Here is a 25,677-nt window from a genome sequence, read left to right on the forward strand (position 1 = left end):
TGACCAGCGGGAATACGGACGCCTAGATACACGCCGTTTCTGCGCATGATCGCTCGTCTTCGCAGCTTAGACCCATCAAACGCGGACTATTCGCGGGAGTTAGCTGCGGAACCCAGGACATAGGGCGAAACGGAGACGGAGGTCGCCGGCACGCCGTCCTCGTACGTTTTGACCGTTTGCCCGTTTCCCGCCATGCACTTCCAACCGCCTGCGGTCGTAATGCGATTCACGCGGCCTTCGGAAACGTAATAGAGATTATCTTGGGGATCGACCGCCACCGCCCATGAGTAGGTGTTACTAAGCCGCCCGGTGCTACCATCAGTCGGATCGATGAGCCATAACCCTCCGTCCGCGCAAGAGGTGAACAAGCGACCCGAGGGCATCGCCGCGAGGTCGCGCACGTGCAGACCCGCGACCGTCGAGATAAGGTCGGGGTCGGGCCTCAGGAACCCGCCGTCGCCCTTGACGAGCAGCCCGGGATCCTGAGGGCTCAAGGAGTGCTGAGCGGAGAGCGTCCAACCGCGTGCGAGCGTGCCTCGCTCGGCGGAGTCCGGGGCCGAGTCCGGTGTGGCAGGCGCTGGGTCGACATGCACGCGCATACGGCTCCAGAGCGTGTAGCGCGGACGAGCGGCTACGTCGGTCGGCAGGATCCCGAATCCGCCGAACGATGCGTTGACCCCGATGTTGTTCGTGCTCCAGGGGTTGTTGCGGTTGCGATAGTAGACCGCGCGGTAGACGTATCCGACCTCGACGATGGCGATCTGCGGGCTGGCCGCGACACGCCCGCGGAAGTCGCGCCCGTCCCAGGTCAGCGACACCGCATCCGGCACGCCCGATGCGACCGGCAGCGTACCTCCAAGCTCTCTGCCGGCGACCCGGACACGTACCACGACCGACTCCACGCTGGCCGGACGTGAGGGATCGGAGAGCGGTACCTCGAAGACGGGCAAACCTCCCGGCGTCCGGCGCGACTCGTAGTGCAGGCTCATCTCCGTGCCGGGAATCGGAACGTCTTCAGAGAAAGTGCGGTTGCGCCGGTCGACACTCGAGCCGACGCACTGCTCGCAGGGAAGGTCGCTGCGATCCACATACGACTCGCTCGGGATACCCGGCGCACGCGCATCGTCCGGCGGTCCGTAGGCGAAGTTGAAGTCATACGTCGAGAAGTGGTCTGTGACGACTCGCATGGATCGCTTCCCCGGCGTGAATCGAGCAGGGTCGTTGAGGCCGGCCGCGTCATCGACCGTCGCGCCATCGCCGTCCATGTCGTCGGCGACCCCGTCCCCCGTCGCGTCCACCCCGTCGACGGCACCGTCCCCGTTCCCGTCCACCAGCGCGACCACGTAGCCGTCCGGGCACGGCACCCAGATGCCACGGTCGCGGTCGAGGTAGCCCACCGGCACGGGCTCGCCGATGGCGAAGCCGAGGAAGTCGTCGACGTAGATCGCGACCGGCTTGGAGAAGCGCACGCTCGTCGCCTCGTCCGCGGAGATGTCCACGCAGTAGGTGTAAGCCGATAGACGCGGCAGTGCTGCGGGCATCGCTGTCTCGGTCGCGAACTCGGTCGCGCGAAGTGTTATGGCGGATAGCGCGACCTCGCCTCCCGAGGGCGTGCGGGCGTACGCGCGGGTATCACCGGTGATGGCGACGGCACAGGACCGCGTACCGTCCTCGTCACTGACGGGGGTCGAGACGTGGACGGCCACGTCTGCGGCGCTGCCCGTGTACGTCACACAGGTAGCTGCGGTGTCCGCGCGCACGAGGTCGACATCGGGCGCCGCCACGACCTCGTTCCACCCCACCGGCACATCGCGGAATGCGGAGATGAAGCCGGATCTCGTGTAGTCCAGGGTCAGTGACCCGCCGCCATGCACCGGGATCGCGAAGCGGCCACTCGAGTCGGTGCGCACGCTGCCGTATTCGCCATGTCCGCGCACGACCGCCTTCACGTCCGCCAGCGGGATCCCGTCCGCATCCCGCACGAGGCCGGTGATGACCGAGAACCGTGGTGAGTAGTACGAACCCACTCGCGCATCGGAAGGCGTCAGACCGAGGTACTCCTCACCTAGACTCCCCGCCGGCATCGCGGAGACGGGCACGGCGCGCAACACGAGCGTCTTGCTCACCTCGCCTGCGGCGTTGCGTGCGACGACGGTGTATGTCGTGTCGACGACAGGTGAGACGGCACGTGTGCCGCAGGCCGACACCGGCCCGATGCCGGGAGAGAGCACGACGCTGTCGGCGCCCTCACTTCCCCAGAAGAGAAGGATGCTGCCCCCGCTCACGATGTAGTCGGCCGAAGCGGCAATCGTCACTCGAGGCGGAGCGAGCAGCACCCGCACGTCAGCGGTCGCGCTGTCCGAAGCACCCTCGTCGTCGGTCACGGTCAGGGTGACGGTATAGGTGCCGGGCAGCACGTAGGTGTGGCTCGCCACCTGACCGGTTCCCTGCTCCCCGTCACCGAAGTCCCAAGCGTATATAGTGATCGCACCGTCGGAATCGAGGCTGCTGGCGGCGTCGAAGCCCACGGTGAGCGGCGCGAAGCCTTCGGCGGGATCGGCGGTGATGGAGGCGCGCGGGACTGCGTTGACGGAAAGTGCACAACTCGCCGATGCCTCACCGGTCTCGTTGCGGGCGAGGAGTGTGTATGTCGCGTCCTCGCCCGGCGACACGAGCATGCTTCCCGTCGGCGGCACGGGGCCGACCCCGGACAGGGTTAGTTCGCTGGCGTCGACGGCCGACCATGAGAGCAGGGCGGAGCCGCCCGCGAGGATGCGCTCGGGGGAGATGGAGATGCTGGCGACAGGAGCCGGGAGCGCAACGTGGACGGACGCCGTGGCGCTCGCCTCGCCCGAAGCGTTGCGTGCGGTCACCGTGTACGTGGTGTCGAACAGCGGCATAATGGCGATCGTTCCCGAGGAAGCCACCGGTCCGATGCCAGGCTCGATGACGACACTCTGAGCACCCGTGCTGCCCCAGGAGAGCAGCGCGACCCCGCCACGGACGATCGTCGGGGGTGAGACGGCGGCCTCCACCGTCGGGGGTGCGAGCAGCACACGCACCGCGGTGCTCGTTGTCCCCACCGCTCCGTGCTCGTCCGTCACGGTCAGTGTCGGATGGTACTCGCCCGGCGTCGCGTACGTGTGCCACACCACGGTCGCCGTGGAGTCGATGCGGCCATCGGGCTCGACGTCCCACGCGAACGTGAGCGCATCGCCCTGAGCATCCGTGCTGTGCGAAGCGTCGAGGAAGACCGCCAACGGCGCGAATCCGGTATCGGGCGAGGCACTCGCGCGGGCGGTCGGGGCGGTATTCGAGTACGCGCGTACGGGGGTGAAGGATAGGAATGGCGCATACGCGCTTGCACGGTGTGTGCTGTGCTCGTAGGCGCGCACGGTGAAGCGATATTCGCTCCCGTAGGTGAAGCGCACCGCCCCCGGAACGCTGAACGTCGTGGCCTGCAGCCCATCGCGGCGGAAGACGTTATCGCCGCTCTTGGTCTCGATCCTGATCTCGTAGCGCGTCGCGCCAGGAACGGGAAGCCAGGAGAACGTCGGAGAGACGGTGAGCACCTCGCCGGCCGGCGCGACCAGCTGCGGCGTCGCGAGATCCTCGATCTTGTAGTTCTCGCGACCCCACGTGTCCGCCACGGCCGGAGGCGGCACGAGCATCGCGAAAGTGAGTAGCAGCGCCAGGACACGACGGAACGGCATGTGACGACCCCCTTTGCGCGACCGACCGTCCCCTCGGCAGCCGCACGACTCCCCGATTCCGTCATCCTGCATCATCCAGGCAGGTCCTGTCAGTGACCCACATCACAGAACGGCGAGTTTCTCGGGAAACCGACGAACGGTATGATTCGCGCGATGGGCGCTCCGGTTCCGCCAGCGGCACCCTGGTCTTCTCCTACAACACCGACTTCGCGCTCTCGAGCATGGGCTGCGCAGGGACGGTGCAGGCGCTGTCCTACGACGCGGACGATCTGCTCACCGGCGCTTCTCCCTTCGCGATCTCCCGTACCGCCATCGCCGGTCTCCCGACCACCGTCACGGCCCCGGGGCTCTCGCTCTCCCGCTCCTTCTCTTCAAGGTAGCGTGAGGCTGCGCTCGCGGAGTCACGCCGTGTGCGGCTTCGCGCCCACCTCGGTATCGTAGGCTGCCTGGGCGCGGAGCCAGTAGCCGTTGGACAAGCCGAAGAACCTGCAGAGGCGCAGATCGGTGTCCGCGGTGATCGCGCGCCTACCGGCGACGATCTCGCCGATGTGCTGTGCCGGCACGCCGATCTCCTTGGCGAGGCGGTACTGGGAGAGACCCATCGGTACCAGGAACTCCTCGCGCAGGAGCTCGCCGGGGGTCACTGGCTTGAGCTTGGGCACCGTCATCACCTCTTCTCGACCCTACCCCCGCGACAGCGCCGCGTCGACCTTCGCGATGAGCTCCGCCGTATCGCGGTAGAGGTTCTCGGCGTATTCCCCGAGCGACTCGCGCGAGAACGAGTCCATCTCCGGGTCGCCGAACTCGTAGACGAACGAGTCGCGCAGCCCCAGGTCGAGCCGCTCCCACATCGAGGACGACTGGAGCGTCACCGCCACGCGGCACTCGTAGACCTTCGAGCGCGAGGACTCCCCGCTTCCGTCGAGGAAGACGCGCCCGCCATCGACGAGGCGCGCCCACGGCGGGTCGATGCGATGCCGCGCCATCAGCTCCCGCTCGAGGGGATGCGGGTAGATCACGAGCGTGCGACCGCGTTCGCGCGCGTACTCCGCGAGCGCCTCGATCGCGGCCTCGCTGGCGACGTGGTACGGATTCCCGAGATGATCGCCTCGCCGGATCGCCTCCGCATCGTCGCACTGGTAGAGACCGCCGCGGCGCGCCCACTCCCCCGACGAGAAGAAGCCGATGTCGTAGCGCGGCTCGCCCGGCTCCAGATCGATCGTGTCGAGCAGGTACTCCTGCCCGCGGTAGAGGACCTCGCTCGCCTTGAAATGCCCCTCCGCGCGGTAATGCTCCACCTCGGCGAGATTCACCTTCGACGTGAGCACGACAGGCACGGGCAGATGGAAGTAGCGGCAGTTCCGGTAGAGCGGGATGTTCTGGAAGACGACGTAGACCTCGAGGTCTGTGTGCTCGTGGAGGAAGGTGGCCATCACGTACGGCCGCCGGTCGTAGAGGCCGAAGAGGTAGACGCGCTCGAGCCCCGGCGCCGCGCGCAGGTACGCCTGGATGTCGAGGAAGACTCCGCCGAGCCACGCGTAGCGCCTCGGGGACCAGTCGAGCAGCGCGCCGAGGCCGGCGAGCACGCCTCGCGCGTACCACCCGGCGCTGCGGCCGGGACGGCCGGCGGCCGGCACGCGATAGCAGCCGCGGCCGACGAAGTCGACGCCGGTCCCGAAGTGGTGGCGGACGAAGAAGCGGCGGTACTCGCGGAAGCGCGCGCTCGGCGCGGCCGGGTCGTAGACGGCGACGCGGTTCTCGAGCGGCTCGGCGCCGCGCAGCCGGCGCAGCGGCGAGAGCGTGACGGTGCGCAGGAACCGCGCGCGGTCGCGCAGCCACGAGCGCGGCCCGGGATCCGGCAGCACACGCAGCGCGAGCGAGCGCGCCATGAGGCCGGTGTCGTGGCCGCGCGAGATGGCGCGCCACACGAGACGCTCGACGTCGAGCCCCGCCACCGGCGCGCCTAACCCTCGGCGGGCAGGTCGAATGCGACGTCGTGGAAGCGCTTGCGCGTGTCGCGCAGCGACGGGAGCCGCTCGCGCAGGACCGCCGTGATGCGCTGCGCCGCGCGGCCGTCGCCGTACGGGTTCGCCACGCCCTTCGCCGCCGCGCGGACCGCCGGGGTGAGCGCGCGCTCGACGGCGGCGAGGATCGCGTCCTCGTCCGCCTCGCAGCGGAAGACGCTCGCGGCGGCGATGCGGCCGCGCTGGCGGTCGCCGACGTCGACGGTGGGGACGCCGAAGGACGGCGCCTCGATGACCCCGCTCGACGAATTGCCGACGACGACGTCGACCTGCGCGAGCAGCGACAGGTATCGCACGCTGCCGAGAGAGGCGTAGGCGACGGACCGGTCGGGGTTCGCGTCGAGGAAGGAGTCGAGCATCCGGTTGATCCCGCGGTTCCCGGGGTCGGCGTTCGGCCGCGTGAAGACGAGCCGGAGGTCGCAAGTGCGCTCGAGAGCCGAGAGCAGCGCCGCGAACTCCGTCTCTCCGCTCGTGGAGAGCGTCACCGGGTGGAACGTCACGACCGCGCTGCACGGTCCGAGCTCGAACCCGATCTCGCTCTCGAGCTCCTCGCGGGAAAGGCGCTCCACGTTCAGCGCGTTGTCGACTCCGAGCGCCCCGACGGCGAAGACGCGGTCGGGCTCCTCGCCGAGCTGGACGACCCTGCGCCGGTACGGCTCGGCCGAGGTGAAGTGGAGCATGCTCATCTTCGTGATCGCATGGCGCATCGCGTCGTCGATCGCTCCCTCGGTGAGTTCGCCGCCGTGGAGGTGCGCGATGGGGATGCGCGCGAGATGCGCGGCGACGGCCGCCGACAGCGTCTCGAAGCGGTCGCCCAGGAGCACGACGCAGTCGGGAGCGAGGCGCGCGAACGCGTCGGCGAAACCGATCACGCCGAGGCCGGTCGACTTCGCGGCGCCCACCTCGGTGTCGCTGGCGAGCAGCATCTCGACCCGCTCGTCGACCCTTCGCCCGTCCGCGAGGATCTCGTCGACGGTCATGCCGAAGGCCGGCGAGAGGTGCGCGCCGGTCGCCACGAGCAGGACGTCGAACGCCGGATCGGCTTCGAGCGCGTCGAGCAGCGGGCGGAAGAGCCCGTACTCGGCACGGGTGCCGGTCACCACACAGACGCGTTCGGCCATCTCCCCGCCTCGTCTCTCCGCCCCGCTGAGGGCGGCTCGTCTCACAGCTCGATCGGTTCGTCCGGGTCGAAGTCGCGCCGCGCGATCGTCCCGACGACCTCGTCCAACAGCATCGGGCTGATGCCCGTCCCCGGCCTCTTCACCGCCAGGTCGGCTTCCACGAGGACGTCACCTTGGCGGATCCGCCGCGCGGCGACGATGCTCTTGCGAGCCACCGCGGCGTTGCGCACCTCCGTCGCGCTAGGCACCTTGACGCCCGTCCCTAGCGCGACCTCGATGTCGCGGATCGCCGCGACCATCGCGGCGAGCTCCTCCGGCTCCGCGCTCGCCGGATGGTCCGGGCCGGGCAGCGTCCGGTCGAGGGTGAAGTGCTTCTCGATCATCACGGCGCCGAGGGCGACCGCAGCCACCGCGACGTGGGTGCCACGCGTGTGGTCGGAGTACCCGACCCGCACGCCGAAGGCATCGCGGATGGTGTTCATCGCCCGCAGGTTCACCTCGACCATCGGCGTCGGGTACTCGGTGGTGCAGTGAAGCACCGTCACGGCGGAGGAGGGAAGGCCGTCGGCCTTCAGTACGTGGAGCGCCGCGCCGACCTCGTCGAGCGTCGCCATCCCCGTCGAGAGGATGACCGGGCAGCCGAGCTCGCCGACGCGCCGAAGGTACGGAAGGTTCGTGAGCTCGCCGGACGGGACCTTGATCATCGGCACGCCGAGCCCGTCGAGCAGATCGATCGCTTCGAGATCGAACGGCGACGAGAGGAAGGTGATGTGCCGTTCCGAGCACCTCGCCATGAGCGCGATGTGGTCGGACTCGGTGAGCTCGAGGCGTTCGAGCATGTCGTACTGCGACTCGTCGTCCCCGGTCGTCTCGACCTGGTAGCCGGCCTTCGGCGCGATGCGTGTCAACAGCGTCGCCGCTGAAAACGTCTGGAACTTCACGGCGTCCGCTCCGGCCTCGGCCGCCGCGTCCACCATCTCGAGCGCGCGAGCGAGCGAGCCGTTGTGGTTGACGCCGGCCTCGGCGATCACGAGCACGCGCGAGCCGGTGCGCTTGCGGGCGTCGCTCATCGACTACCTCCCTCGGTCGGGCGGTCCCACACCGGGCGGCAGGGATTCCCGTAGGCGATGACGCCCTCGTCGATATCGTCGACGACGGTGCTCCCGACGCCGACGACCGAACCCGCGCCGATGCGCACGCCCTGCTTGACGGCCGAGCCGGTGCCGATGTGACTGCGGTCCCCGACCTCGACCATGCCGGAGAGCGCGGCTCCCGGCGCAATGTGGGCGAACCGGCCGACGCGGCAGTCGTGGTCGACGACCGCGCCGGTGTTGACGATCGCGCACGCCCCGATGACGCTGCCGGGACCTACCGACGCGTTCGCGGCGACGAAGACGCCTTCCTCTAGCGTCGCAGCGGGCGAGACCCACGCGCGCGGATGCACCACCACGGGCAGGCTGCACCCGGCCGCTTTCGCAAGATCGAACAGGCGCACGCGCGCGGCCGGATCGCCGGTCGATCCCAAGGCGATGACGCACGCGCTCACGCCTTCGGCCACCAGCCTCGGTAGGTCCTCGTCGCCGCCGACGACCGGGACGCCGAGCACCTCCTCACCCATACGTGAGGGCAGATCGAGCACGCCGAGAGGCTCGAAGACACCGCCCGCGCGCAGCGCGTCGACGACGACCTTCGCGTGGCCGCCTCCGCCGATGACGATGATGCGCTCCACCGAGCTCCCCCCTCGCCCGCCGCTAGCCGCGGCAGACGTCGCGCACGACCCGCGCGACGCGTTCGACGTCGGTCCTTGTGAGGTTCGTGCTGCACGGGACGTTCAGCACGCGCTCCCAGAACCACTGTGCCCGTTCTATGCCCCACGCACGCGCGGCACGGTACGGCGCCTGGCGATGGTTGAGCTCCCAGACGGGGCGGCTCTGTATGCCCTCCTCGTGCAGCGCGGCCATGACCTTCTCGCGATCGGCTCCCGCCTCGTCCGGCTCGATGAGCACCGAGTAGAACCAGTGGTTCGAGCTCGTCCCCTCGGGCACCCCGAGCACCGATACCCCCGGCACGCTCTGGAGCGCATCGACATACGCCGCGTGGTTCTCCCGTTTCACCTTGATGTAGCGGTCGAGCAGCTCGAGCTGCGCGAGGCCGATCGCGGCCTGGACGTTGGTTAGGCGGTAGTTGTAGCCGACCTCGTCGTGGATGTAGCGGACCGTGTCGGCCTTCGCCTGCGTCGTGAGGTGTCGCGCGTGCTGGGCGAGAGCCGCGTCCGGGCTGACGAGCATGCCGCCGCCGCCCGAGGTGATGATCTTGTTCCCGTTGAACGAGAAGGCCCCGAAGGTCCCGACCGAGCCGGTATGGCGTCCCGCGAGCGGGCCCGCGGTCCACGTCGAGCCGATCGACTCAGCGGCGTCCTCGACGACCGGCAGCCCCCAGACGTCGGCGATCTCGAGCAGGGAGACCATGTCGCACGGATTGCCGAAGACGTGCACCGGCATGATCGCCTTGACGACGCACCCGGTCGCGCGATCGACCACGCCGCGGTCCGTCCTCTCGCACTCGGACTCGAGGAAGCCCGCCACCTTCGCCGGGTCGATGTCCATGAAGCCGTCGCAGTCCATGAAGACCGGCGACGCGCCGGTGTAAGCGACGGCGTTCACGCTCGCGATGAAGGTGATCGTCGGGACGATGACCTCGTCGCCGGGACCGACGCCGAGAGAGAGGAGCGCCACGTGCAGCGCGGCCGAGCCGCTCTGGCACGCCACGGCGTTCGGCGCGCCCGTTCGGTCGCACATCGAGTCCTCGAAGGCGGTCACGAAGCGGCCGGCGGTCGAGACCCAACCGGTGTCGAGGCACTCCTTGACGTATCTCCATTCGTTGCCGCCGAGCACGGGCTCGCTCAGCGGGAGGAACGGCGCGTCAGACATTGTAGAGGTCCCACTTGTAGCGGCCGAGGTTCGCGGGGTCGCGGAACCACTCCACGGTGCGCTCAAGCCCTTCGCGCAGCGTGACCTTCGGCTCCCACGACGTGAGCGAGCGGATGAGCGTCGTGTCGGCGAGCAGCCGCTCGACCTCGCTCTTCGCGGGGCGCAGGCGCTCGTCCTTCGTCGTGACGGTCGCGCCCGGTCCCGTGATCGCGATGAGCGTCTCGGCGAGCTCACCGACGGAGATCTCCTTGCCGTTGCCGATGTTGACCTCGCGCCCCACGGCTTCGTCGCACTCGGCGAGGGCGATGAAGCCCGCGCACGTGTCGGCGACGTAGTTGAGGTCGCGCGTCGGGCTCAGCGAGCCGAGCTCGATCGTCTTCGCCCCTGAGAGCAGTTGCGTGACGATCGTCGGGATGACGGCGCGGGCCGACTGGCGCGGGCCGTACGTGTTGAACGGCCGCGCGGTGACGACGGGCAGGTCGAAGCTGCGGAAGAAGGACTCGGCCATCTTGTCGGCGCCGATCTTCGACGCCGAGTACGGCGATTGCCCCTGCAGCGGGTGGTTCTCGTCGATGGGAACGTAGCGCGCGGTCCCGTAGACCTCCGAGGTCGAGGTGACGACGACGCGGGCCGTTCCTTGATCGCGCGCCGCCTGGAGCACGTTGAGTGTGCCGCGCACGTTGGTGTCGACGTACGAGTCGGGCGAGTGGTACGAGAACGGGATCCCGATGAGCGCAGCGAGATGGAAGACGACGTCCACGCCCTTCATCGCCTCGCGCACGCCGTTGGGATCGCGCACGTCTCCGGCGAAGACGTCGAGGCCGCGCAGCGTGTCCGCATCGAGCGTGTCGAGCCATCCCCACGAGTTGAACGAGTTGTAGAAGACGAACGCGCGCACGTCACACCCGTGCGCGAGGAGCGATTCCGTGAGGTGGCTCCCGATGAAGCCGTCCGAGCCGGTGACGAGCACCTTCTTGCCGCGCAGATCCATGGGTCGACCCCTTCCGTCACCGATGATTGTACGGGTCGGACCGCGTGCGTGCGACCATCGCGGCGTGACGGTGGAGCGACGGCACGGTGACGGCGCCTAGCATGGTCGCCGACGCACTCTCGAACGCACGACCGCGAGCCGCGGTATACTTCATGTGATCCCACAGCCTCGATGGCCCTTGGATCTGCGACTCGGAGGGACCATGGATTCCGCGACCGACATCATAGCCGCGATCACCGGCGCCACGCCTGAGTACGAGCGGCGCTACGGCGTACTTCGTCTCGCGGTCTTCGGCTCGATGGCGAGGGGTGACGCGCTCCCGGATAGCGACGTTGACGTCCTCGTCGAGTTCGAGCGGTCGTCTTTCGACGCATACATGGACCTCAAGTTCGGTCTTGAGGACTTGATCGGCAGACGGGTCGACCTGGTGATCGCGAGCACGCTCAAGCCGCGCATCCGCGATCGCATCCTGGCGGAGGCCCGCTTTGTCGCGTGATCCGCTCGTCTTCCTGGACGACATCCTCGATTCCGCCGGCAGGATCGCGGAGTACCTTGCCGGCATCGACCGCGATGCGTTCGCTGGCCAACCTCTGCTGCAGGACGCCGTCCTCCGGAATCTCGAGGTCATCGGTGAGGCCGCCAAGCAGCTGCCCGACGACATCAAGGCGAAGATCGAGGGTGTCGAGTGGCGCAAGATGTCCGGGATGCGCGACGTCCTCATACATGAGTACTTCGGGGTGGACCTGGACATCGTCTGGGATGCCGCGACGGTCAAAGTGCCACTCCTGGCGGAGGCGGTCCGCGCGTACCGCGCCTAGCGCTCCCCGTGCTCGAAGCCGGTGTCGTCCGCCGTGTGGCCGGCGGTCTCCTCGGACTGCGCCGCCAGCGCGGCCTCCTCGTCGGGGGCGAGCCGCCCGCGGCGCGCCCGCACGCAGTCGAGCGTCTGCCGCAGCTCGCGCGGGGTGATGACGTCGAGCGCCACGAACGCGGCGAGACCGATCACGAGGACGACGAGCTTCAGCGCGATCGTCGCGAGCAGCGGGAGCCCGAGAGATGTGACGCCGAGACCGGCGGCGAAGACGCCGAGGAAGATCGCGGCGGTCTTCGCGAGGCGCGCGTCCTCGAATCCGACCGGCGAGAACCGCCCACTCACCACGCGGGAGATCGCGGCCATCAGCAGGTAGGCGGCGAAGGTGTTCCATGCCGCGGCGAACATGCCGTAGCGCGGGATGAGCCACCAGTTCAGCCCGATGTTGAAAACTGCGGCGATAGCCGAGATGAGCGGCACCCAGCCGGTCTTCTTCGCGTAGAAGATGCCGGTCGACAAGACCGAATACATCGCGAAGCCCCAGTACCCGGCGACGACGATCGGCACGACGCCGGCGGCCTCGTGGTACCGGCTCGCGGCGAGGAAGAGCAGCAGCTCGCGAGCGAGGAGCATGAACGCCATGCCCGCCGCCGTCACGACCGCCGCGTACACGGTGGTGAGCCTCGGCAGCATCTTGCGCCCGTCCTCGCGGCCGGCGAGGTCGTAGTAGATCGGCCCCCACGCCTGGTTGATCGCGACCGAGACCAGGTTCATCACCATGCTGATGTTGTAGGCGAGCGAGTAGAGGCCGACCTCGCGCAACGAGGTGTAGCGCTCGAGCATGTAGCGGTCGGCGAAGGTGAGTATCCAGCCCGCGAAGAAGTGCGGCACCAGCGGGAGGCCGAAGACGAGCGAGCGGCGCAGCCACTTCCACGAGAACGCCGGCCGCATCTCGCGCGCGAGCAGGACGAGCGCGGGCAGCGCAAGCAGCATCGCCGCGGCGAGCGTGCCCTTGAGACTCCCGAGCGCCCCTTGGCGCACCGCCACGACGAAGTAGAGCGTGAAGGCGGTGTTGAGCGCGAAGCTCGTCAGCTGGAACGCTGTGTGCGTCGCCGCCTGCCCGCGCGCGCGGTTGACCGCCTGCAGCAGTGCGAGCGGCAAGCCCAGGTACGCCGTCGACAGCGCGACGACCAGGTACGGGTTGAACGTGAACGCCTTCGAGCGGATGAGATGCGGGGCGGCGGCGGGTCCGAATACCATCGCGAGCCCGAAGAGCACGCCCGCGAAGAGCATCACGAACGCGACGACGCTGAAGAGCAGGGAGCGGATCTCCTCTTCGTTCCCTTCCGTCTGCGTCGCGCGGAAGTACAGCGTCAGCGAGCCGTTCTGCCCGACGAGCATGATGGTGCCGACCATCGACGTGACCATCGTGGCGAGCGACATGAGGCCGTAGTCGGCCGGGAGCAGGAAGCGAGTGTAGATGGGGACGAGGATGATGCCCGCGGCCTTCGGGAGCATGCTCCCCAGGCCGTAGACCGTGGTGTCCTTGAAGGCGCGCTTGATCTCCTTGAACACGCGGCGTGCGTCCCCTCTCGCGGCGTCGTCTCGCCGAATCCTACCATCCGAACAGGCCGGGGCGCCCCCGGGCGTCACCGAGACGTGATGAGGCGGGGCGGGAAGGTAAGCCCCTTCGGGCGAGCTCCGCGCCACGGCCGAGCCCTGCGGTCTCGGCCTGCGCTCCGGATCGCCCGTCGGGACTCACCTTCCCGCCCCTGGTGAACGCGCTGTGAGTCGGGATATACAGACTGTGATCGCTCTCGAGCATATCTCGCGCGGCCCAACGAAACCGCTGGTGAGCGCGGGATTACGGAGACCAGCCGTCCGAGACGGTGACGTCTTATGCAGAAAGTGGCAGTCTGTGCACGTGGATAGTGCAGACTGTCCAATCATTGTTCGACGCGAGACAGCGGGGTTCAATTGCAGGGATCGTCGTAGTGGCGGGCGGCAGGTAGGGGGACCTCATGCAGGCGCAGTTGGTTTCCTCGGTTCTCGAGCCGGGAGTCAAGCGTGTTGGAGTATCCACAGACCGGGAACGGCGCAGGGCATGACTGTGCCAGCCAGGGAGCACGCACAACCATGCACGCGATCGGCCGTAGCGGCGATCGCGTGTGCCGCCGCCTTCCTTGTCCTGTGCGCCCTCCCCACAGAGGCCGCCGCCTTCTCGCTTGCCGGTACGGGCCAGAGCCTGGGATCGATCCCTAACGGCGTAGGCTCTATCGCGGTTGGCGACATGGACTCCGACGGGGATGCAGACATTGTGGTCGCCTCCCAGAGTCGGGGAGCCATCATTGAAATCTATCTGAACGACGGACACGGTTCGTTCGCAAGTACGGAGGACACGTTCCCAGTGACAAGTGACCCAAACCCTCTCTGGAACTTCGGAATCGTTCTCCGGGATTTCGATAAGGACGGACGACTTGACATCGCGACGGCAGACGCATGGCGTGGTGTGAGCGTCTACACGAACTCCCCGGGAGGCGACTTCAGCCTGTCTCAGACAATCCTGGTTCCCGCTGTGAATGAAGTGAAAGGGATCGATGCCGCCGATATCGATCTTGACGGGGACGACGACCTTGTCTTCGGCGGCCACAACGGCGACCCCGATCGTGCCGACCGGGTCTACCTGAACAACGGGTCTGGTCGTTTCACTGACTCGGGCCAACGAATCGGCGACGATGTCACTTGGGACACCGTCTTCGGGGACCTCGACAACGATGGAGACCCCGACTACGTTTCCGTGAACCGATACCGCGAGAATCCGGCCAAGGTACACATCAACAACGGCAGGGGCGTGTTCTCTAACTCGGCACCTCTACCGACGACCCAGGACGACGACTCCTACGACGTCAAGCTGGCGGATCTGGATCTGGACGGCCTGCTTGAGGTAGTCGTCGCCGACTCATTCGATCCCGTGCATTCCTCTACGAGCAAGATCTTTCGGAACGGAGGCGCCGCCGGCTTCGAACTGATGGAAGGACTATTGAGTCCGGCGGGCTCCGAGGCGAAGAGCGTCGATGTCGTCGATCTCACCAACGATGGGGTTCCCGACATCGTCCTGGGCAACTGGAACGGGGGAGACGACCTGTGCCGAGGCGACGGTCAAGGCGGCTTCATCCGAGAGACGCTCGAAGGACTTCCCGCCCAGACTGTGGCGATCGCTGCCGCCGACTTCGACGGCGACGGCCGGATCGACGTCGTTACAGGTGATGCTCTCAGCGGGACCTACACGGTTCACCTGAACAATGAGGACTCCTTGGCACGCAACGCGCCTCCTGCTCCTCCGTCCGCTCTCCACGCTGCATCCCGCGACGCTAGGGTCCGCCTCTCCTGGGCACCCGGTTCCGACTCGATCACCCCCCCGAACGGCCTCACCTACAACGTCCGCGTGGGCACCGGCCCCGGGAAGAGCGATGTCGTTTCTGGTTGCGCGGCGAACGGGCCGGGACAGGTACACGTACTCTTTCGCGACCTGCGTCTTCCGGCGACGGGCACGTTCTACTGGAGCGTCCAGACCGTCGATGGGTCTTTCGCGCGATCGACTTGGTCGTCAGAAGCAACGTTCACGATGACGAGGCTAGCCCGGACTTCCTCCTCGTCGATCGTCAGCTATGGCGCCACCTACTACTTCACCGGCAACCTGACATCGAATTCGAGGCCACTGGCCGGGCAGCGGGTATTCCTCGAGAGGTCGGCCGACGGAACGTTCTTCTACGCGACCACCATCGCAGCCACCACGACAGCCACCGGCACCTTCTCCTTGAGCGCTAAGCCGACCGCAAGAACCTGGTACCGCGCGCGGTTCTCCGGTACGGCCACGCATATCGGCTCCGTGAGCACTGCGGCCGTAGTCTCCGTCAGAGCCTACGTGGGCACACCGGTCGCACCGTCGGCGATGTACCGCACGAGGTACTACCCGGTCTATGGCTACCTCAAACCGCGCCATACCCCGGGCACCTACCCGATGCGCATCTACAAGTACCGATACGTGTCGGGCAGATGGAGGAGCTACGGTTATGTGAAGGCCAAGGCGTACGACTACTCGTCCTACACGAAGTCCAAGGTCTTGGTGAAGTTGCCATACGGAGGCAGGTGGCGCCTACGGGCGTATCACCCCGCGGACAGCGGCCATCTCGCGAGCTGGTCGAGGGGCTACGATTACGTGACGGTGAGGTAGGAGCGGTACGCTGGTGGAGCCCTGGATCGGGACCCGGCGACCGAACGTACGAAGCCGTCCACGATAGCCCACCATTGACGTAGGTCGGAGAGGGCTGCGTCGAACCAGCGCATCAACACAGACGCGGCTTCGCCGCGCTGGTTATGCGCAACACGTTCGACAGACACATAGTTCGGAGGTACCCGTGCGCGAAGAAGTCGCTACCGATCTGCGGCTGTGGGACGGGTGGACGGACCTCCACATGTCGGGCACCGGCTACGACGTCGAGGGGTTCATCGCCAGCCCGGAGTCTCGTCCCTTCGACTGGGTGACACGCGAGGTCGTGGGCGACGTTGCCGGCAAGAGGCTGCTTCACCTGCAGCCCCACATCGGACTCGACACACTGCGATTCGCTCTTGCTGGCGCGGCGGACGTTACGGGCGTGGACTTCTCGCCACGCGCCGTAGCAGCCGCGCGCTCGATCGCGGCTCGGCTTGAGCTGCCCGTGCGGTTCGTCCAGGCAGACGTCGCGGAGCTGCCCGATGACGTGCCTGAGACGGCGTACGACGTCGTGTTCACGTCGTATGGAACCATCATGTGGCTGCCCGACTTGGACGGATGGGCCCAGATGATCGCGTCTCGGCTTGCTCCGGGCGGGGTGTTCCACATCATCGACGTGCACCCGTTCCTGACGGTCTTTGATGACGTAACGACGGAACCAGTGCTTGGCGTGCGCTATCCGTACTTCTCGCGGGAGCCTATTCGATTCGAAGAGCACGGCAGCTACACGGACCGAGAGGCTGACTTCGTCGCAGACTCCTACGCATGGCAACACACGTTCTCGGAGATTGTCGGCTCACTACTGAAGCACGGCCTTCAGATCCAGCGGCTACAGGAGTATCCGGTGGTGCCGTGGAAGGTGCTTGAGTTCATGGAGGAGGACGCAGACGGACTGTGGAGGATGCCGGCGGGCATCGGTGACATTCCCCTGATGTTCTCGCTCACCGCATGCAGGCCAACGACGACGCGCTGACGCAAGTCGGTCGCGCTGCGTAGGTTCAAGTTTGAACTGCACCACTTAGCTCTGCAGCGCGTTAGACACAACCGCCGACAGGCGCTGGCGTCCCACACAAGATACGCTATCATGTACCTGATAGCATCCATCATCTTGGAGGTCCGCGATGGCACCGCTCCGTCCATCCACTGACGTCCGTCCGGTCACGGAGTTCCGCGCACACGCTTCAGAGGTGCTGCGGCAGGTCCACTCTACTGGGCGTCCGCTGATTCTTACGCAGAATGGACGTAGCGCGGCCGTCCTCTTGGACGTCGACGTCTACGAGGATCTGCTCGACCAACTCGCCTTCATGAAGAGTGTCCAGACGGGACTCGCGCAGGCCGACGCGGGCCAGGTCATCGCGCACGAGGAAGTTGAGCGACGCCTCCGGGAACGCTATCTCAAGTGAGAGTCGTCTGGTCTTCGCTGGCCGATGAACAGGTGGACGAGGCGGTGGCGTTCATCGCCGCAGACCGTCCGGTTGCCGCTAGTCAATGGCTGGAGCGGCTTCTCGACCAGGTAAGATCGCTCGTGGCCTTCCCTGACAGCGGAAGGGTCGTCCCTGAACTGGAGCGCGACGAGGTCCGGGAACTCCTCGTCGACCCATATCGGGTTGTCTACAGGCGCGGCACCAACTTAGTCGAGATCGTCACCGTCTGGCATGCGCGTCGCGAGTTGCCCCTCGACGCGCTGGACTAGGGTGTGTCGAACCAGCGCTTCGACACAGACTGGCCGGCCCTCGCGTTCGGCGGAGAAGTAGCACGGACCTTGGAGGCAGCATGCGGCGACCGCTGATTGTCCTCTTCGGCACTCTCTTGACCTGCGCCCTGCTTCTTCCGTCGGTGGGATGCAGCGGCAACATGGAAGACTCCGTCTCCCGGGGCAGTCGCGAAGCGAGCGTCGCGCTCCCTCCGCACACTATCAAGACCGGCGGACGCATCGTGAAGGGGAGCAGTCCCGTCCTCTCCATCCGCCTGGATCGAGCCACGGCGTCGGTCAGCGAAACGATCACGGCGAACGTGAAGTACTCCAACGTGACGACGACAACCGCGGTCATCCTCTATGGGGGTGTTCACTACTTCTACGTCCGTGCCACGTCATCCACGGGGGGCGTCGTGTTCGACTCCTGGCCCTATCCGCCAGGGGCATCGCTTGTGGCGAACAGCCGGCGACTCGCGCCGGGAGAGACCATCTCGGGCTCGATCGGATTCCGCGTTGACGAGCCCGGAACGTACGCGGTCGTTGCCTACCTGGGCGATCGCGAGACCCCGTCAGTCAATCTCGTCGTCACCCGATAGCCCGCCGAACAAGCGCAACGCAGAACGCATGATGAGAGACATCACGCGCGTCGAGCAAGTGCTTCCAGCGGACGCGGTGACGGTTCGCGATAGACTAGACCGGTAATGACGCGCCGCTGAGGCGCAATGCGTTCGGCAACATGCGTGGCTCGCTCTTGTGAACTGGCGCTTGGGGCGAGTGATGCTCCCGCGTGAGCGAACAGCGGACACGATGCGGTCCCGGCTGTCGAAAGGGTGGTCATGCTCGGAGGTCTCATCGCAGCCGCGCTGCTATCCGGCGTGTGCGCACACATCGTGGGGTACGCCTTCGTGGCCCCCCGCGAGTCGATCCTGCGCTCCCGCGGGGGTGGACTGCTCTTGAGCGCATCCGTGCTGATGGCGCTCGCCATGCCGCCGATGCTGGCCCAGATGATCTCGGCGGAGACGATCGGCACATGGCCCGCGGGGTTGGGCGCCGATACGTACCACACGCTGTGGGTGGTGCTCGCGACGGCGGGGCTGCTCACAGGACTGCGTGCATGGCGCATGCGGTTCGGACGCGGCATCGCCGGCGCGTTCACGCTCGATGAGTCGCCGGCAGGCCGTGCGCAGGGCCAGCTGCCGCTTGCGGACTCGCTCCACGCCGCGCTGGACGTGCTCGCTCGCGAGACCCCCACCGAACGCGATATCGGACGCCTGGCCGACGCGATCCGCGCCGTGAGCTCGCGTTTCTGGCATCAGCTCCCCGAGAAGGATGGCGAGGTCTACAACCTGGTGCGCGGCCACGTGCCTCCGGAGGTCGCCGCCGACGTCACGCGCCTTCTGCTGGAAGGAGCGCAGCGGAGGCCGCGGGAGTAGGGCGAACCCGCGCGTCAACCAGAAAGGGCGCGCTGGGGTATGCTCTGGCCGTGGCGCGGGGAACGCCCCGCAGGTTTCGCGCGACACGTTCGACAGAACGATCCCCATAGCTGTGTCGCTCTCTCTGCGGAGACGGTCATATCGGCAGCACGCCGATGACATGGATCCATCTTCGGGAGGAAGGTCATGCTGAAGCCGAACATCGAACTGATCCGCGACGAAAGAGCCCAGGTGCTGCTGACCTGGCACAAGCCCGACGGCGAGGGCGGGACCATCCCCATCGCGATGGAGTTCTCGGACGCCATCGACGAGGAGACAAGGCAGCGGATCATCGCTGTATGTGAAGGCCCTGTCCGTGTGATGGAGGGTGGCACATCCCGAACGGCGCTCTCCGGAAGCTCCGCGCACTTCCTCGGTCTTCCCAAGGTCCTGACACGGTTAGGGTTCCGAACTCGGGCCTTCTAGCCATGCGAGAGACCGAGGGGGCATCTCGTGCGCGCCACGTCAGGCGCACCGGGACGATCCTGTGGGACGAGGCAAGCGCCTTCGTCGGCTTCGTACTCGGCTAGTCGGTGGAGCCGTGCTCCGCGCTTTCGCCCAGGAGAGACCCGAGCGTTATCTCGGACATGGCGTGCACGTCCCCGCGGCGCCACTCGCTGCTGCTGACGCGTATCGCTTCGTCGAGCGCGGGCACCGAGTCTGTGTCAAGCACCCTGAGCAGGTGCTTGAACTGTTCGTTCGTCATGACCAACAACCTCCGTCGCTTTCGCCCTTGCGTTCTCGCCGCTCGTCTGGTGGGTCCTTCAGCAAGCGATTCACAAAACTTAAGAAAGCAACTGCCGGGCCAGGTTGGGCGTCGCAGCATGCCGGAAGCGCTGGGGTTCGCGGTACCCTGGCGGGAGCTCCGTAGGGCGATCCGGAACGCAGGTCGAGACCGCAGGGCTCCGGCCGTAGCGCGGAGCTCGCCCGAAGGGGCTCCCGCTCCGGTGCGCCTCCCGCCCCCTCCGTGCTACCCTGGAGCCCGCCATGCGCATCCTCTACATCCACCAGTTCTTCGCCACACGCGAGAGCTCGCATCCCACCCGCTCCTACGAGTTCGCTCGCCGCATGGTCGCCGACGGCCACGAGGTCGTCATGGTGACCGGCGGGTCGCGACTTCCCGCACCTTACGGCGAGCGGCTCTTCGCGCGCCTCGACATCGACGGCATCGACGTGCGCTCGGTGAAGGGCGCGTACTCCAACCACATGGGCTACGGCAGGCGGATGCTCGCCTTCCTGCTCTTCGTCTTCGGCGGCACGTGGCTGGCGCTGCGCGCGCCGCGTCCCGACGTCGTCTTCGCGACGTCGACACCTCTGACCGCCGGCATCCCGGGCCTCGTGGCTTCGAAGCTTCGGCGTGTCCCGCTCGTCTTCGAGGTGCGCGACCCATGGCCGGAAGCGGCGATCCAGATGGGGGCGCTCAAGCGGGGCGGCCTCATCGCCAGAGTCGCCAAGCGGCTCGAGCGGCGCCTCTACCGCGACAGCGCGGCGGTCGTCGGGCTCTCGCCGGGCATGGTCGACTGCATCCTCGCCGAGGGGACCGACCCGGCGAAGATCCACATGATCCCGAACTGCTCCGACCTCGACCTCTTCCATCCCGGACCGAAGGACCCCGGACTCGAGGAGCGCTACGACCTAGCCGGCAGATTCGTGGTCGGCTACACCGGCGCGATAGGCCCCGCGAACGCGGTGGGGACGATCGCGCGGGCCGCGCTGCTCCTGAGGGACCGCGAGCGGCGCGACATCGTCGTCCTCGTCGCGGGCGACGGGAAGCGCCTCCCCGCCGTCATCGCGTACAAGGAGCGGCACACGCTCGACGGCCTTCGCATCATCGGCTCCGTGCCGAAGAAGGACATGCCCGCGCTCCTGCGCACCTGCGACGTCGTGCTGTCGCACCTAGCGAAGGTGCCGATCCTCTATACCGGCTCGCCCAACAAGCTCTTCGACGGGCTAGCGACGGGGAAGCCGATCATCGTCAACTCGCCCGGCTGGACGCGGCCGCTCGTCGTCGACAACGGCGCGGGCCTCTACGTACCCCCCGAGGATCCCCACGACCTGGCCGACGCGATCGAGAAGCTCGCCGACGACCCCGAGGCATGCGTACGCATGGGCCGCGCAGCACGCGCCCTCGCCGAGCGGGACTTCGACCGCGACGTGCTCGCGCGGCGGCTCACGGCGGTGCTGGAGGACGCGGCGAAGAAGCGGGGCGAAGCTTAAAGTCCCTACCGCAGCGGCAGGACCGTCGACGTCGGGTGCGTCGTGCGCCAGTCTTTGCCGACCACCACGAGCACGTCCGTCGTGAACGCGTACATACCCCGGCTCTCGACGGTCTCGCCGACTCCCAGCGCCCGGGAGACCATCGTCGCGGAAGGCGCATCGTGCTGGAAGACGATCAGCGTGTTCGCGTAGACGAACTGGTTGGCGTTGCCCACCTCGACGACGCGGTACCCTGCCTGCTCGAGCACGGACGCGGCCTCCTTGCCCACACCCGAGATGCCAGCGCCGTTGCGCACGGTCACGGTGATCCGCTGCGGCGCGCGGGCGCCCGGCGGTGTCGTGGTCGTCTCGATGTCCCCTCCGGTCTTGAGCGCCTGGATCAGGTTCGCCCGGACCGTCTCGTCCGTGATGATGTAGGGGCTGTGCCACTCGCCGATCAGCGTCGCGGCCTGAAGGTTCCCTTCGCTCATCCCGCGCATCGCCCTCGCCAGCGTGATGATCTCGCCGACGCTCATGTCGGTGCGCGTGTACCGTGCGAAGACGCGGACCATGCTCGGCAACCGCCACCAGTTGCCGACCCGCAGCGCTTGCTTGACCAGCGCCTTGAAGAACGTCTGCTGGTGGCGCATCCGCGTGAAGTCGGCGTCCGGGAAGTCGCGGCTGCGCACGTAGGTGAGCGCATACGTCCCGTCGAGCTTCTGGTAGCCCGGGTCGATGTGGTACGCGGAGTGTCCCGGGCTGAAACTGGCCGCCTTGCGGTCGTCGATCTCGAGGTCGACGTCGATCCAGATGCCGCCCATCGCGTCGACGGCTTCCTTGAACGCCCGGAAGCTCACCTCCATGTAGTGGTTGACCGGCGTGCCGAGCAGCTGCTCGACGGTCTTGACGGTCAGCGCGGCGCCGCCGTACTTGTACGTCACGTTGATCTTCCCGTGCCCGTGTCCAGGGATGTCCACCCGCGTATCGCGCGGGACCGAGATCATCCACACCTTCTTCGTCGCGGGATCCACCTTCGCGAGGATTATGGTGTCGGCGCGCGCGTCCGAGTCCCGGCCGAAGTAGTCGCTGCCGATCAAAAGCACCGTGAACGGCTTCATCGGCTCCGGCTTCGGCGCTAGGGCCTTGGACACCTTGGGGTCGGCCTTGACTGCGCGCTGCATGTCGGTCTCGACGCCGCGCATGAAGAAGTACGCCCACGCACTGCCGGCGAGGGCTACCACCATGAGCAACGCGAGCACGGCGAGCCCCGTGCGCTTGAGCGCGGTGTGGCGCCTCTCGCGATGTATGGGCAGCTCGGGTTCGGACTCGACGAGCCCGCGGCGCCGATCGCGCTCCGCGCGGCGGGCCCGCACCGCGGCATCCCGGTCGCGAGGGTCGCGCCCGCCTTTGCCGCCCGACGTGAGCATGCTGCCCGAATGCTTTCCCAAGCTAGGTCACGCCCCCGAATCGCCGCTCCATGGCGGCGACGATCGCCTGGGCGGCGTGACCGTCCCCGTACACGTCGGGATGGACCGGAGGGTACGTAAGGCCGGCCACGGCAGCGACGATGCGGTCCTCGTCGGTGCCCGCTAGGGTGTTCCACCCGAAGTCGACGGTCTCGACCCACTCGGTCGTGTCGCGCAGCGTCACGCAGGGGACGCCGAGGAAGTACGCCTCCTTCTGCATGCCGCCCGAGTCGGTGAGCAGCGCGGCTGCGTCGCGCAGCAGCGCGTTGGTCTCCAGGTACGGCAGGGGCTCCAGCGGCACGATACCCGGGAGCGTCTCGAGCAGCGGTCGCAGGCCGAACCCGTCGAGGTTCTTCGCGGTGCGCGGGTGGACGGCCCAAAGCACGGGCATGTCGAGCCTCCCGAAGGCGCGCACCACCGACGCGAGCCGCTCGGGATCGTCGCTAGTAGCCGCTCGGTGCAGCGTGGCGAGGTAGTATCCGCGCGGCTCGACACCGTGCTCCGCCAGGACGGCGGCGCCGTCGAACCCCTCCACGAAGAAGCGCGCTGTGTCGAGCATGACGTCGCCGACGAGCTCTACGCCCTCGGTGACGCCTTCGGCGGCCAGATTGCGCACGGCGACCGCCGTCGGACACAGTAGGAGCTCGGCGAGGTGGTCGACGAGGACACGGTTGATCTCCTCGGGCATCGTGCGGTCGAAGGACCGCAGCCCCGCCTCGACGTGCACGACGGGGATCCCCAGCTTCGCCGCGGCGAGCGCGCCCGCGAGCGTCGTGTTCGTGTCTCCGTAGACGAGCACCGCGTCGGGCCGGCGCTGAAGCAACAGGTCCTCGATTAGGGCGAGCATCTCCCCGGTCTGCTTCCCGTGACCGCCGGATCCGACGGCGAGGTCGACGTCCGGCTCGGGGATGCCCAGCTGCTCGAAGAAGACCGCCGACATGCCGTGGTCGTAGTGCTGCCCCGAGTGGACGAGCACCTCCTCGTGACCGGCACGCAGCGCGCGGCAGACCGGCGCGGCCTTGATGAACTGGGGCCTGGCCCCGACGACGGAGGTTATCAGCATGCTAGGCGAGCGCCGCGCGCACGACGCGCGCGACCTCCTCCTGCTGGGCGCGTTCGATCTCGGGGAAGAGCGGCAGGGCGAACGTCTGCGCCTGCGCCGCTTCCGACTCGGGCAGGTCGCCGACCGCGTAGCCGAGACCGCGGTAGACCTCCTGCAGGTGCAGCGAGAGCGGGTAGTAGATCGCGGTGCCGATGGACGCCTCCTTGAGCGCCTCCATGACCGCCTCGCGCTTCGGCGTGCGCACGATGTAGAGGTGGTAGACCGGCTCCCCACCCCCCCGGCGCACCGGCAGCGTCAACGGCGCGTCCGCGAGCAGCTCGTCGTAGACGGCCGCCGCGGCCCGGCGCGCCGCGTTCCACTCGTCGATGTGCGGGAGCTTCACGAGCAGGACCGCCGCCTGCAGCGCGTCGAGACGGCTGTTGTGTCCGAGGGTGTCGTGGAAGTACTTCTTCGTGGTGCCGTGGGTAGCGAGCTTGCGCGCATACGAGGCGAGCGCCTCGTCGTCGGTCGTCAGCATCCCGCCGTCGCCCGCCCCTCCGAGGTTCTTGCTCGGGAAGAACGAGAACGCCGCGGCGTCGCCGAGCGCGCCGGCCTTGACGCCGCCGAACGTCGCGCCGATCGCCTGGCAGGCGTCCTCGACGACCTTGATCCCGTACGCGTCGGCCAGATCGCGGACGGCGTCCATGTCGACGCACTGCCCGAAGATGTGGACCGGCATGATCGCCTTCGTCCGCGGCGTGATCGCGGACTCGAGCTTCGTCACGTCGAGGTTGTACGTGTCGCGCTCGATGTCGACGAAGACCGGCGTCGCGCCGACCCGGCTGATCGACTCGGCGGTCGCGAAGAACGTGAAGGGCGTCGTGACCACCTCGTCGCCCGGCCCGATGTCCAGCGACTCGAGGATGAGGATGAGCGCGTCGGTGCCGTTGCCGCACGCGACGGCGTAGCGGGTGCCCACGTACGCGGCGACGGCCTCCTCGAGCTCGCGGACCTTCGGGCCTCCGATGAAGCCCGCGTTCGTCAGGACCTCCTCGACGGCGGCGTCTATCTCCGGCTTCAAGCCGCGGTATTGGGCCTTCAGGTCGAGCAGCGGCACTCCCATGTACGGGCGCTCCTTCTAGGTCGGATGTCCCTCGTATGATGCCACGTGCGACGGCGGCGGGACGACGCCGTCAACGTCGTGTCACTCGTTCCCGAGCAGCTGCGCCGGGTCCACATCCCGAACGACACGCGCCGGCGAGCCCATCACGAGCGCGCGAGCCGGCACATCCCGGGTGACGACGGAGCCGGTGGCGACGAACGCCTCTTCGCCGATCTCGATGCCGGGCAGGATGTGCGCCCCGCCGCCTATCCGCGCGCCGCGGCGCACCGTGCACCCTTTGAGATGGGCGAACCTCTCCTGCGTGCGACCCATGTAGTTGTCGTTCGTGGTCACCACCATCGGCGCGATGAAGCAGTCCTGTTCGATGGTGACGTGCGCGGTGATGTACGCGCCGGTCTGCACCTTCGTCCGGGCACCGACGGTCGTGTCGTTCTCGACGGTCACGCCCCTCCCGAGCACGACGTCGTCGCCGATCGCGCAACGCTCGCGCACGCCCGCGCCGTCGCCGACGACCACCCTCTCGCCGAAGGTGCTGCCCGCCATGAGCACCGTGTGCGCGCCGACGGAGCATCCCGCCCCTAGCACGACGCCCGGGAGGTCGCCCGACTTCGCTGTCGAGCGCGCCGAGAGCTTCGGCCGCTTGCCCACGACCGCGTGGTCCGCGATCGTCACGCCGTCGCCGACGACGGCGCCCTCGCATATGTGGACGAAAGAACCGAGCGTGACCCCGTCGCCGATGCGCACGCTGGCGTCGATGATGGTGAAAGGCGACGGCGAGAAGTCCGCGCCGACCTCGGCGCTCGGATGCACGTAGGCCGTCAC

Annotated in this window: 25 protein-coding genes; 11 read left to right on the forward strand and 14 right to left on the reverse strand. The window is 67.6% G+C overall.

Going from position 1 to position 25,677, the window contains the following annotated elements; translation table 11 throughout:
• Nucleotides 1-86: 86 nt before the first annotated feature.
• Nucleotides 87-3,713, reverse strand: a complete 3,627-nt coding sequence (locus WC971_08545; GenBank protein ID MFA5844859.1) for a PKD domain-containing protein — start codon at nucleotides 3,711-3,713, stop codon at nucleotides 87-89.
• A 92-nt stretch (nucleotides 3,714-3,805) separates the two neighbouring features.
• Here WC971_08545 and WC971_08550 point away from each other — a divergent pair, with 92 nt between their 5' ends.
• Nucleotides 3,806-4,093, forward strand: a complete 288-nt coding sequence (locus tag WC971_08550; GenBank protein ID MFA5844860.1) for a hypothetical protein — start codon at nucleotides 3,806-3,808, stop codon at nucleotides 4,091-4,093.
• A 21-nt stretch (nucleotides 4,094-4,114) separates the two neighbouring features.
• On the opposite strand, the gene WC971_08555 is transcribed toward WC971_08550, so the two are convergent.
• The 7 genes from WC971_08555 to WC971_08585 are packed head-to-tail and all read right to left on the reverse strand — an operon-like array spanning nucleotide 4,115 to nucleotide 10,779.
• The gene (locus WC971_08555; GenBank protein MFA5844861.1) at nucleotides 4,115-4,381 is read right to left on the reverse strand and encodes a HigA family addiction module antitoxin; all 267 of its coding nucleotides are present in this window, start codon (nucleotides 4,379-4,381) and stop codon (nucleotides 4,115-4,117) included.
• Nucleotides 4,382-4,396: 15 nt separating this feature from the next.
• Nucleotides 4,397-5,668: a hypothetical protein gene (locus tag WC971_08560; protein MFA5844862.1), complete on the reverse strand. Its 1,272-nt coding sequence runs from the start codon at nucleotides 5,666-5,668 to the stop codon at nucleotides 4,397-4,399.
• An 8-nt stretch (nucleotides 5,669-5,676) separates the two neighbouring features.
• Nucleotides 5,677-6,858, reverse strand: a complete 1,182-nt coding sequence (gene neuC, locus WC971_08565; GenBank protein ID MFA5844863.1) for a UDP-N-acetylglucosamine 2-epimerase — start codon at nucleotides 6,856-6,858, stop codon at nucleotides 5,677-5,679.
• Nucleotides 6,859-6,899: 41 nt separating this feature from the next.
• Complete coding sequence (neuB, locus tag WC971_08570) at nucleotides 6,900-7,928, reverse strand: N-acetylneuraminate synthase (GenBank protein MFA5844864.1); 1,029 nt, start codon at nucleotides 7,926-7,928, stop codon at nucleotides 6,900-6,902.
• Nucleotides 7,925-8,587, reverse strand: a complete 663-nt coding sequence (locus tag WC971_08575) for an acetyltransferase (protein ID MFA5844865.1) — start codon at nucleotides 8,585-8,587, stop codon at nucleotides 7,925-7,927. The genes neuB and WC971_08575 overlap by 4 nt, the downstream gene beginning before the upstream one ends.
• A 22-nt stretch (nucleotides 8,588-8,609) precedes the next feature.
• Nucleotides 8,610-9,788, reverse strand: a complete 1,179-nt coding sequence (locus WC971_08580) for a LegC family aminotransferase (protein ID MFA5844866.1) — start codon at nucleotides 9,786-9,788, stop codon at nucleotides 8,610-8,612.
• Nucleotides 9,781-10,779: an NAD-dependent 4,6-dehydratase LegB gene (locus tag WC971_08585; GenBank protein MFA5844867.1), complete on the reverse strand. Its 999-nt coding sequence runs from the start codon at nucleotides 10,777-10,779 to the stop codon at nucleotides 9,781-9,783. Before WC971_08585 ends, WC971_08580 begins: the two co-directional genes overlap by 8 nt.
• 202 nt (nucleotides 10,780-10,981) lie before the next feature.
• On the opposite strand from WC971_08585, the gene WC971_08590 reads away from it, so the two are divergent.
• Nucleotides 10,982-11,275 carry a nucleotidyltransferase family protein gene (locus WC971_08590; protein MFA5844868.1) on the forward strand — a complete coding sequence of 98 codons (294 nt, stop codon included), beginning with the start codon at nucleotides 10,982-10,984 and terminating at the stop codon, nucleotides 11,273-11,275.
• Complete coding sequence (locus WC971_08595) at nucleotides 11,265-11,597, forward strand: DUF86 domain-containing protein (GenBank protein MFA5844869.1); 333 nt, start codon at nucleotides 11,265-11,267, stop codon at nucleotides 11,595-11,597. Before WC971_08590 ends, WC971_08595 begins: the two co-directional genes overlap by 11 nt.
• On the opposite strand, the gene WC971_08600 is transcribed toward WC971_08595, so the two are convergent.
• Nucleotides 11,594-13,162 (reverse strand): oligosaccharide flippase family protein, encoded by a 1,569-nt coding sequence (locus tag WC971_08600; GenBank protein ID MFA5844870.1) that lies wholly within the window; start codon nucleotides 13,160-13,162, stop codon nucleotides 11,594-11,596. The two genes, WC971_08595 and WC971_08600, sit on opposite strands and share 4 nt — an antisense overlap.
• A gap of 529 nt (nucleotides 13,163-13,691) precedes the next feature.
• Between WC971_08600 and WC971_08605 the strand changes: the two genes are divergently transcribed.
• From WC971_08605 to WC971_08635, 7 genes are all read left to right on the forward strand, one after another.
• Nucleotides 13,692-15,821 carry a VCBS repeat-containing protein gene (locus WC971_08605; GenBank protein MFA5844871.1) on the forward strand — a complete coding sequence of 710 codons (2,130 nt, stop codon included), beginning with the start codon at nucleotides 13,692-13,694 and terminating at the stop codon, nucleotides 15,819-15,821.
• Between the two features lie 241 nt (nucleotides 15,822-16,062).
• Nucleotides 16,063-16,833, forward strand: a complete 771-nt coding sequence (locus WC971_08610) for a class I SAM-dependent methyltransferase (protein MFA5844872.1) — start codon at nucleotides 16,063-16,065, stop codon at nucleotides 16,831-16,833.
• A 148-nt stretch (nucleotides 16,834-16,981) separates the two neighbouring features.
• Nucleotides 16,982-17,263, forward strand: a complete 282-nt coding sequence (locus tag WC971_08615) for a type II toxin-antitoxin system Phd/YefM family antitoxin (protein ID MFA5844873.1) — start codon at nucleotides 16,982-16,984, stop codon at nucleotides 17,261-17,263.
• Nucleotides 17,260-17,553, forward strand: coding sequence for a type II toxin-antitoxin system RelE/ParE family toxin (locus WC971_08620; GenBank protein ID MFA5844874.1), 294 nt, complete (start codon nucleotides 17,260-17,262; stop codon nucleotides 17,551-17,553). Before WC971_08615 ends, WC971_08620 begins: the two co-directional genes overlap by 4 nt.
• Before the next feature lie 161 nt (nucleotides 17,554-17,714).
• Nucleotides 17,715-18,152, forward strand: a complete 438-nt coding sequence (locus WC971_08625; GenBank protein MFA5844875.1) for a hypothetical protein — start codon at nucleotides 17,715-17,717, stop codon at nucleotides 18,150-18,152.
• Nucleotides 18,153-18,392: 240 nt separating this feature from the next.
• On the forward strand, nucleotides 18,393-18,989 hold the full coding sequence (locus tag WC971_08630) for a hypothetical protein (protein ID MFA5844876.1): 597 nt from the start codon (nucleotides 18,393-18,395) through the stop codon (nucleotides 18,987-18,989).
• A gap of 186 nt (nucleotides 18,990-19,175) precedes the next feature.
• Nucleotides 19,176-19,454: a hypothetical protein gene (locus tag WC971_08635; protein ID MFA5844877.1), complete on the forward strand. Its 279-nt coding sequence runs from the start codon at nucleotides 19,176-19,178 to the stop codon at nucleotides 19,452-19,454.
• 100 nt (nucleotides 19,455-19,554) lie between these two features.
• Here the strand turns inward: WC971_08635 and WC971_08640 are convergent, their stop codons facing one another.
• Nucleotides 19,555-19,734, reverse strand: a complete 180-nt coding sequence (locus WC971_08640) for a hypothetical protein (protein MFA5844878.1) — start codon at nucleotides 19,732-19,734, stop codon at nucleotides 19,555-19,557.
• 281 nt (nucleotides 19,735-20,015) lie between these two features.
• On the opposite strand from WC971_08640, the gene WC971_08645 reads away from it, so the two are divergent.
• Nucleotides 20,016-21,245: a glycosyltransferase family 4 protein gene (locus tag WC971_08645; GenBank protein MFA5844879.1), complete on the forward strand. Its 1,230-nt coding sequence runs from the start codon at nucleotides 20,016-20,018 to the stop codon at nucleotides 21,243-21,245.
• Between the two features lie 5 nt (nucleotides 21,246-21,250).
• Here WC971_08645 and WC971_08650 read toward each other — a convergent pair whose 3' ends face one another.
• From WC971_08650 to WC971_08665, 4 genes are all read right to left on the reverse strand, one after another.
• Nucleotides 21,251-22,672: an LCP family protein gene (locus tag WC971_08650; protein ID MFA5844880.1), complete on the reverse strand. Its 1,422-nt coding sequence runs from the start codon at nucleotides 22,670-22,672 to the stop codon at nucleotides 21,251-21,253.
• 1 nt (nucleotide 22,673) lies between these two features.
• A complete protein-coding gene (gene wecB / locus WC971_08655; protein ID MFA5844881.1) occupies nucleotides 22,674-23,753 on the reverse strand; it encodes a UDP-N-acetylglucosamine 2-epimerase (non-hydrolyzing) in 1,080 nt (359 codons plus the stop codon).
• Between the two features lies 1 nt (nucleotide 23,754).
• Nucleotides 23,755-24,855, reverse strand: coding sequence for a DegT/DnrJ/EryC1/StrS family aminotransferase (locus WC971_08660; GenBank protein ID MFA5844882.1), 1,101 nt, complete (start codon nucleotides 24,853-24,855; stop codon nucleotides 23,755-23,757).
• Between the two features lie 81 nt (nucleotides 24,856-24,936).
• Nucleotides 24,937-25,677: a DapH/DapD/GlmU-related protein gene (locus WC971_08665; GenBank protein MFA5844883.1), complete on the reverse strand. Its 741-nt coding sequence runs from the start codon at nucleotides 25,675-25,677 to the stop codon at nucleotides 24,937-24,939.

The organism is Coriobacteriia bacterium, from assembly GCA_041658765.1.
Lineage (GTDB): Bacteria > Actinomycetota > Coriobacteriia > Anaerosomatales > JBAZZO01 > JBAZZO01.